4 protein-coding genes and 1 pseudogene are annotated in these 7,032 nt (G+C 69.2%); all 5 read left to right on the top strand.

Annotated elements, in window-relative coordinates; translation table 11 throughout:
* The first annotated feature begins 40 nt into the window (after nucleotides 1-40).
* The 5 genes and pseudogenes from manD to ACNPNP_RS17080 all read left to right on the top strand — a co-directional run bounded on the left by manD (nucleotide 41) and on the right by ACNPNP_RS17080 (nucleotide 6,943).
* Nucleotides 41-1,267, top strand: coding sequence for a D-mannonate dehydratase ManD (manD, locus tag ACNPNP_RS17100; protein ID WP_448967278.1), 1,227 nt, complete (start codon nucleotides 41-43; stop codon nucleotides 1,265-1,267).
* A 224-nt stretch (nucleotides 1,268-1,491) separates the two neighbouring features.
* Nucleotides 1,492-2,958 carry a xanthine dehydrogenase small subunit gene (locus ACNPNP_RS17095; RefSeq protein WP_448967217.1) on the top strand — a complete coding sequence of 489 codons (1,467 nt, stop codon included), beginning with the start codon at nucleotides 1,492-1,494 and terminating at the stop codon, nucleotides 2,956-2,958.
* Nucleotides 2,955-5,336 (top strand): xanthine dehydrogenase molybdopterin binding subunit, encoded by a 2,382-nt coding sequence (gene xdhB, locus ACNPNP_RS17090; protein WP_448967216.1) that lies wholly within the window; start codon nucleotides 2,955-2,957, stop codon nucleotides 5,334-5,336. Before ACNPNP_RS17095 ends, xdhB begins: the two co-directional genes overlap by 4 nt.
* An 11-nt stretch (nucleotides 5,337-5,347) precedes the next feature.
* Nucleotides 5,348-6,193 (top strand): xanthine dehydrogenase accessory protein XdhC, encoded by an 846-nt coding sequence (gene xdhC, locus ACNPNP_RS17085; RefSeq protein ID WP_448967215.1) that lies wholly within the window; start codon nucleotides 5,348-5,350, stop codon nucleotides 6,191-6,193.
* Nucleotides 6,190-6,943 (top strand): annotated as a pseudogene (locus ACNPNP_RS17080) (SDR family oxidoreductase). The gene xdhC and the pseudogene ACNPNP_RS17080 overlap by 4 nt, the downstream one beginning before the upstream one ends.
* Nucleotides 6,944-7,032 lie beyond the last annotated feature (89 nt).

Here is a 7,032-nt window from a genome sequence, read left to right as displayed (position 1 = left end):
CCCCCCCCCGCATCCCGACCCGCACTTCCAGGAGAACGACATGACCATCGAGATCGCCGACGTCATCATCACCAGCCCAGGGCGCAACTTCGTCACCCTCAAGATCACGACCTCCGACGGCATCGTCGGCCTCGGTGACGCGACGCTCAACGGACGCGAACTCGCCGTCGCCTCGTATCTCTCCGACCACGTCGCGTCGATGCTCGTCGGCCGCGACGAGGACCGCATCGAGGACACCTGGCAGTACCTGTACCGCGGACCGTACTGGCGGCGCGGCCCGGTGACGATGGCCGCGATCGCGGCGGTCGACATGGCCCTGTGGGACATCAAGGCCAAGAAGGCGGGGATGCCCCTGTACCAGCTGCTCGGCGGCGCGAGCCGTGAGGGCGTCCGCGTGTACGCGCACGCCTCCGGCACCGACTACGCCGCACTCAAGAACGCCATCGCCGGCTACGAGGAGCTCGGTTTCACCGCGGTGCGCGTGCAGACCGGCGTGCCCGGCCTGGGCCAGATCTACGGTGTCTCGGCCGCCGGCCCCGGCGTGCGCTACGACTACGAGCCCGCCAAGCGCTCCGGCGACCGCCCGAGCGAGGAGACCTGGGACACCCGCAACTACCTCTCCCACATGCCGGGGATCTTCTCGCAGATCCGCGAGGACTTCGGCACTGACCTTCGCATCCTCCACGACGGGCACCACCGCATGTCGCCGATCGAGGCCGCGCGCTTCGCGAAGGACATCGAGCCGTACGACCTCTTCTGGCTCGAGGACTGCACACCCGGTGAAGACCAGACCGCGCTGCGCCTGGTGCGTCAGCACTCGACGACGCCGCTCGCCATCGGCGAGGTGTTCAACTCGGTCTTCGACTATCAGACCCTCATCACCGAGCGCCTCATCGACTACGTCCGTTCGGCCGTCACCCACACCGGCGGCATCACCGCCATGAAGAAGCTGCTCGACTTCGCCGCGATCTACGGCATCCGCTCCGGCATCCATGGGCCGACCGACATCTCGCCGGTCGGCATGGCCGCCGCCCTGCATCTCGACCTCGCGATCCACAACTTCGGCATCCAGGAGTACATGCCGCACAACGAGCAGACCCTCGAGGTGTTCCAGACCTCGTTCACGTTCGATCGGGGCTTCCTGCACCCCGGCGACCAGCCAGGTCTCGGCGTCGACCTCGACGAGGACGCCGCGGCCGGCCACGAGTACACCAAGGCCTATCTGCCGGTGAACCGCCTGCTCGACGGGACTGTGCACGACTGGTGAGCGGCGGCGATCTCCTCACGGGGGCATAGGGCATACTGGCGTGCACTTGACCACGCTCGGCGTCCGGCCTATTCTTTCCATGGAACAGAATAGTGTTTCCGAATACTGGAAACAGGACAATCTGTTCGGCCCCCACCCGGCAGCGTCGGGCGCATAGACTCGCATCATCGGATCCGGATCGGCGCACGCTCCCGCAGCACCGCCGGATCTGAGGAGATCCACCTATGAATGACATCGCCGTCAACGTCAACGGGAACAGCCGCCCCCTCGCGGGCGCTCCTGCGCACACCACCGCCCTGGACTGGCTGCGCGGTGCCGGGCTCTCCGGCGCGAAGGAAGGCTGCGCCGAAGGAGAATGCGGTGCCTGCGCCGTCATGCTCGCCACCCCGACGCCCGAAGGCGGCACCGCCTGGACCGCCGTGAACTCCTGCCTCGTGCCGGTGTATGCACTCAACGGTCAGGAGATCGTCACCGCCGAAGGCCTCGGCAGCCCCGATGCGCTGCACCCGGTGCAGGAGAAGCTCGCCGAAGCCGGCGGATCGCAGTGCGGCTACTGCACCCCGGGCTTCGTCTGCAGCATGGCCGGCGAGTACTACCGCGACGGCCGCGAGGCCGTGGCCGAGAGCACCGACGAGGACTGCCCCGTCCACGACGCCGAGCACGGTCCGAACGGATTCGACCTGCACGCGCTCAGCGGCAACCTCTGCCGGTGCACGGGCTACCGTCCGATCCGCGACGCCGCGTACGCGCTGGGCTCGCCAGAGGGCGACGACCCGCTGCGGCAGCGCCTCGCCGACCCGGCGCCTGGCGCCGTCGCGACGGCGGCCACGGTCGACGGCTCCCGCTTCATCCGCCCCGCATCCTTCGACGAGACCCTGCGTCTGATCCGCGATGAGCCGGATGCTCTGCTCGTCGCAGGATCAACGGACTGGGGCGTCGAGGTGAACATCCGCGGCTCACGCGCTCCTCTCGTCGTCGCGATCGAGCACCACGAGGAACTGCGCACGCTCGCCGTCACCGACGACGAGATCGAGATCGGCGCCGGCCTGCCGCTCTCGGAAATCGAGTCGCGCCTCGGCGGCACGGTGCCGCTGCTCGCACAGCTGTTCCCGCAGTTCGCCTCCCGGTTGATCCGCAACCGCGGAACCATCGGCGGCAACCTCGGCACCGGATCGCCGATCGGCGACACTCCCCCCGCGCTGCTGGCCCTGGGCGCACGCGTGGTGCTGGCGTCGGCAGACGGCGAGCGCGAGGTCGACCTGGCCGAGTACTTCACCGGCTACCGCCAGTCGGTCCGCCGTGCGGACGAACTCATCCGCGCCGTGCGCATCCCCCTGCCCCTCGCGAAGGTGACCTCGTTCCAGAAGATCGCCAAGCGCCGCTTCGACGACATCTCCAGCGTCGCGGTGGCGTTCGCCCTCGACATCGAAGGCGGCTCCGTCACGTCGGCGAAGATCGGTCTCGGCGGTGTGGCCGCGACTCCGTTGCGCGCACGCGCGACCGAGGAGGCACTCGTCGGGCAGCCGTGGAACGTCGCCACCGTGCGCGCAGCATCCGAGGTCCTCGGCAGCGAGGGCACGCCGATGTCGGATCACCGCGCGAGTTCGGAGTACCGCGCGCTCATGCTCAACACCGCGCTGCTCAAGCTCTACAGCACGACAGTGATCAACGACAAGGAGGTGTCGGCATGAGTGCTCTCGCCGACCGTCCGGCCGACCCCGTCGTCGGAATCCGCGCCCCGCACGAGAGCGCCGCACTGCATGTGACAGGCGCCGCCATGTACACCGACGACCTCGCCGCCCACACCGCCGGCGTGCTCACGGCATGGCCAGTGCAATCCACGAACGCGCACGCCAAGGTCACGGTCGACGTCGCCGGCGCCTACGAGGTGCCGGGCGTGGTCCGTGTGCTCACGGCCGACGATGTCCCGGGCGTGAACGACGCGGGCATCAAGCACGACGAGCCGCTGTTCCCCAGCGAGGCGATGTTCTACGGCCACGCCCTGGTGTGGGTGCTCGGCGAGACGCAGGAGGCCGCCCGCCTCGGCGCCGCAGCCGTCGCGGTCGAGTACGAGCCGCTTCCGTCGCTGATCACGATCCAGGATGCCGTCGACGCCGGCTCCTTCCAGGGCATCGCCCGCACGGTCGAGCGCGGGGACGCGGCATCCGCCCTCGCATCGTCTGCGCACGTCTTCGAAGGCGAGACGGAGTTCGGCGGCCAGGAGCACTTCTACCTGGAGACGCAGGCGTCGTTCGCGACGATCGACTCCGAGGGTCAGTACTTCGTGCAGTGCTCGACGCAGCATCCGTCGGAGACGCAGGAGATCATCGCGCACGTGCTCGACCTCTCCTCGAACCAGGTCACCGTGCAGTCGCTGCGCATGGGCGGCGGTTTCGGCGGCAAGGAGATGCAGTCGCACGGGTTCGCGGCGATCGCCGCGCTCGGCGCCAAGCTCACCGGACGGCCCGTGCGGCTGCGCCTGAACCGCACGCAGGACATCACGATGACCGGCAAGCGGCATCCGTTCCACATCTCGTGGAAGGTCGGCTTCGACGCCGACGGTCTGCTGCAGGGCCTGGATGCCGTACTCACCTGCGACGGAGGCTGGAGCCTCGACCTGTCAGAGCCCGTGCTCGGCCGCGCACTGTGCCACCTCGACAACGCGTACTGGATCCCCAACGTGCACGCGCTCGGCCGGATCGTGAAGACCCACAAGGCGTCGAACACGGCGTTCCGCGGATTCGGCGGCCCGCAGGGCGTCTTCCTCATCGAGGACATCCTGGGCAGGGTCGCTCCCGCACTCGGCATCGACGCGCTCGCACTGCGCGAGAAGAACTTCTACCAGCCGGGTCAGAGCACGCCGTACGGGCAGCTCGTGAAGGATGCCGATCGCCTCGGCACCATCTGGAACGAGCTGCGGGACGAGGCCGACGTCGATGCGCGCCGTGCCGAGATCGCGGAGTTCAACGCCGGCAGCCCCCACGTCAAGCGCGCGCTCGCGATGACGCCGATCAAGTTCGGCATCTCGTTCAACTTCGCGGCGTTCAACCAGGCCGGCGCTCTCGTGCACGTCTACAAGGACGGCTCTGTACTGATCAACCACGGTGGCACCGAGATGGGTCAGGGTCTGCACACCAAGATGCTGCAGGTCGCCGCGACCGCGCTGGGCCTCGAACTGCATCAGGTGCGATTGGCGCCGACCCGCACCGACAAGGTGCCCAACACCTCGGCCACGGCGGCATCGTCCGGCGCCGACCTCAACGGCGGTGCGGTCAAGAACGCGTGCGAGCAGATCAGGGAGCGGATGGCCGCGGTCGCCGGACGCCTGCTGAACGTCGACGAGCGCGATGTGCGCTTCTCCGGCGGCCTGATCACCGGCCTCGGCAACACGTCGCAGACCCTCACCTTCGCCGAGGTGGCCGAGGCCGCATACCTGCAGCGCGTACAGCTGTTCGCCGCCGGCTATTACCGCACCGAGGGCCTGCACTGGAATCCCGAGATCATGCAGGGCTCGCCGTTCAAGTACTTCGCCTACGGGAGCGCTGCGACCGAGGTCGAGGTGGACGAGTTCACCGGCGCCTACACCGTGCGCCGCGTCGACATCGTGCACGACGTGGGCGACTCGCTCTCGCCGATGCTCGACATCGGGCAGGTCGAGGGCGCGTACGTGCAGGGCGTCGGCTGGCTGACGCTGGAGGAACTGCGGTGGGACACCGGCGACGGACCGAACCGCGGCCGCCTGCAGACGCAGTCCGCATCGACGTACAAGCTGCCCAGCTTCTCGGAGATGCCGTCGGAGTTCAACGTCCGCCTGTTCGAGAATGCTCGTGAGGACGGCGCGGTCTACGGTTCCAAGGCCGTCGGAGAGCCGCCGTTCATGCTCGCGTTCAGCGCACGCGAGGCGCTCCGCGAGGCAGTAGGTGCGTTCGGACCGGAGGGTCACAGGGTCGAGCTCGGTTCGCCCGCGACGCCGGAGGCCGTCTTCTGGGCAGTGCGCGCCGTGCAGCAGGCCTCGGCCGACGCGGCTCCCGCTCGCGCCGGCGCTCACGAGCTCGCCGCCGTTCGCTGAGCGGACGCGGGATGGACTGGCTCGACGCACTGCAGGATCTGCGCACGCGGCGCGTTCCCGCCGTCGTCGTGACCATGGCGCTCGTGCGCGGTCATGCGCCCCGCAACGGCGGCGCGAAGATGGTGGTCTCACCCGACGACGTGTTCGGCACGATCGGGGGCGGAAACCTCGAGGCGACCGCGATCGATCGCGCCCGTTCCATGCTCGCGTCCGGTTCGGCCGAGCCCGAGCTGCTCACGCTCACGCTGAGCGACAAGGCGACCACGGAGTACGGTGTGCAGTGCTGCGGAGGAGAGGTCACGATGATGCTCGAACCGATGCGGGTCGTGCCCGTCGTCGCCATCTTCGGCCTGGGCCATGTCGGATTGGAGCTCGCGCGCATCCTCGCCCGGCACGAGATGGACCTGCACCTGATCGACTCCCGTACCGAGATGCTCGCCCCCGAGCGCGTGGGCGAGCCGGGTCGCATCGGCGTCTTCGCGGATGCCGTCGCCAGGGTGCACGTCACGCACTCCCCTGTTCCCGAAGCGGCGCTCACGACGCTGCCCGCCGACGCCCACGTGCTGGTGATGACGCACGACCATGTCGAGGACCTCGCCGTCGTCGACCAGTCGCTGCGCACGGCCGGCATCCGCTCGATCGGTCTGATCGGCTCGTCGTCGAAGTGGGCGCGATTCCGCAAGAAGCTCACCGAGCTCGGACACGGCGACGCCGACCTCGCCCGCGTCACCACGCCGATCGGTGTGCCGGAGGTGTCGGGGAAGCAGCCGGCCGTCATCGCGGTCAGCGTCGCGGCCCGCATCCTGCAGCTCATCGACGAGGCGGCACCGGTCGCCGTCGCGGGTGACGACCGGTGACCGGCACCCCGCACGCCTCGGTCATCGTCACCGGCGCGGGAAGCGGCATCGGCCGCGCGATCGCCGGTGCGCTGCTCACCGCGGGCTTCGGCGTGACCCTGGCGGGCCGGCGCGGAGCGCCGCTGCACGAGACCGCCGCCGGCGATCCGCACGCACTCGTCGCCGAGACCGACATCACCGACGCGGCGCAGGTCGAACGACTGATCGCTCTTCATGTGGAGCGCTTCGCCCGCCTCGACGTGCTGGTGAACAATGCCGGGGGTGTTCGGACCGAGCGCCGACATCGGCGAGCTCACCTCCGCGGACTGGGAGTCGACGCTCGCCGTGAACCTCACGGGCGCGATGCTCTGCGCAGGAGCGGCGTTCCGCCAGATGATGACGCAGTCGCCGGCCGGCGGCCGCATCATCAACAACGGTTCGATCTCGGCCCAGACGCCCCGCCCGCGTTCGGTCGCCTACACGACCACGAAGCACGCGATCGCCGGACTGACGAAATCCATCGAGCTCGACGGACGCCCGCACCGCATCACGGCGACCCAGCTCGACATCGGCAACGCCCGCACCGAGCTGATCGGCCGACTGGTCGACGACGGGGCGCTGCAGGCGGACGGCTCACGTCGACCGGAGCCGACGATGGATGCCGCGCACGTCGCGGATCTCGTGGTCCAGCTCGCCCGCACGCCGCTCGAGGTCAGCGTTCCGCAGCTCACGGTCACCGCGGCTGGCATGCCGTACATCGGCCGCGGCTGACCGTCGAAAGAAGACTTTCGGGGGTTCCGGCACGCTCGGAGCCCCGAAACTCTTCTCCCCGCATGCGAATCGCCGGGACGCGAACCGGA

This window comes from Microbacterium xerophyticum, assembly GCF_053543555.1.
Note: the sequence above shows the minus strand (reverse complement) of the source record. Positions and strands in the feature narration are given on the sequence as shown.

Coding starts and splice junctions, on each gene's coding strand:
- manD (WP_448967278.1), top strand. CDS start 41: ATGACCATCGAGATCGCCGACGTCATCATCACCAGCCCAGGGCGCAAC.
- ACNPNP_RS17095 (WP_448967217.1), top strand. CDS start 1,492: ATGAATGACATCGCCGTCAACGTCAACGGGAACAGCCGCCCCCTCGCG.
- xdhB (WP_448967216.1), top strand. CDS start 2,955: ATGAGTGCTCTCGCCGACCGTCCGGCCGACCCCGTCGTCGGAATCCGC.
- xdhC (WP_448967215.1), top strand. CDS start 5,348: ATGGACTGGCTCGACGCACTGCAGGATCTGCGCACGCGGCGCGTTCCC.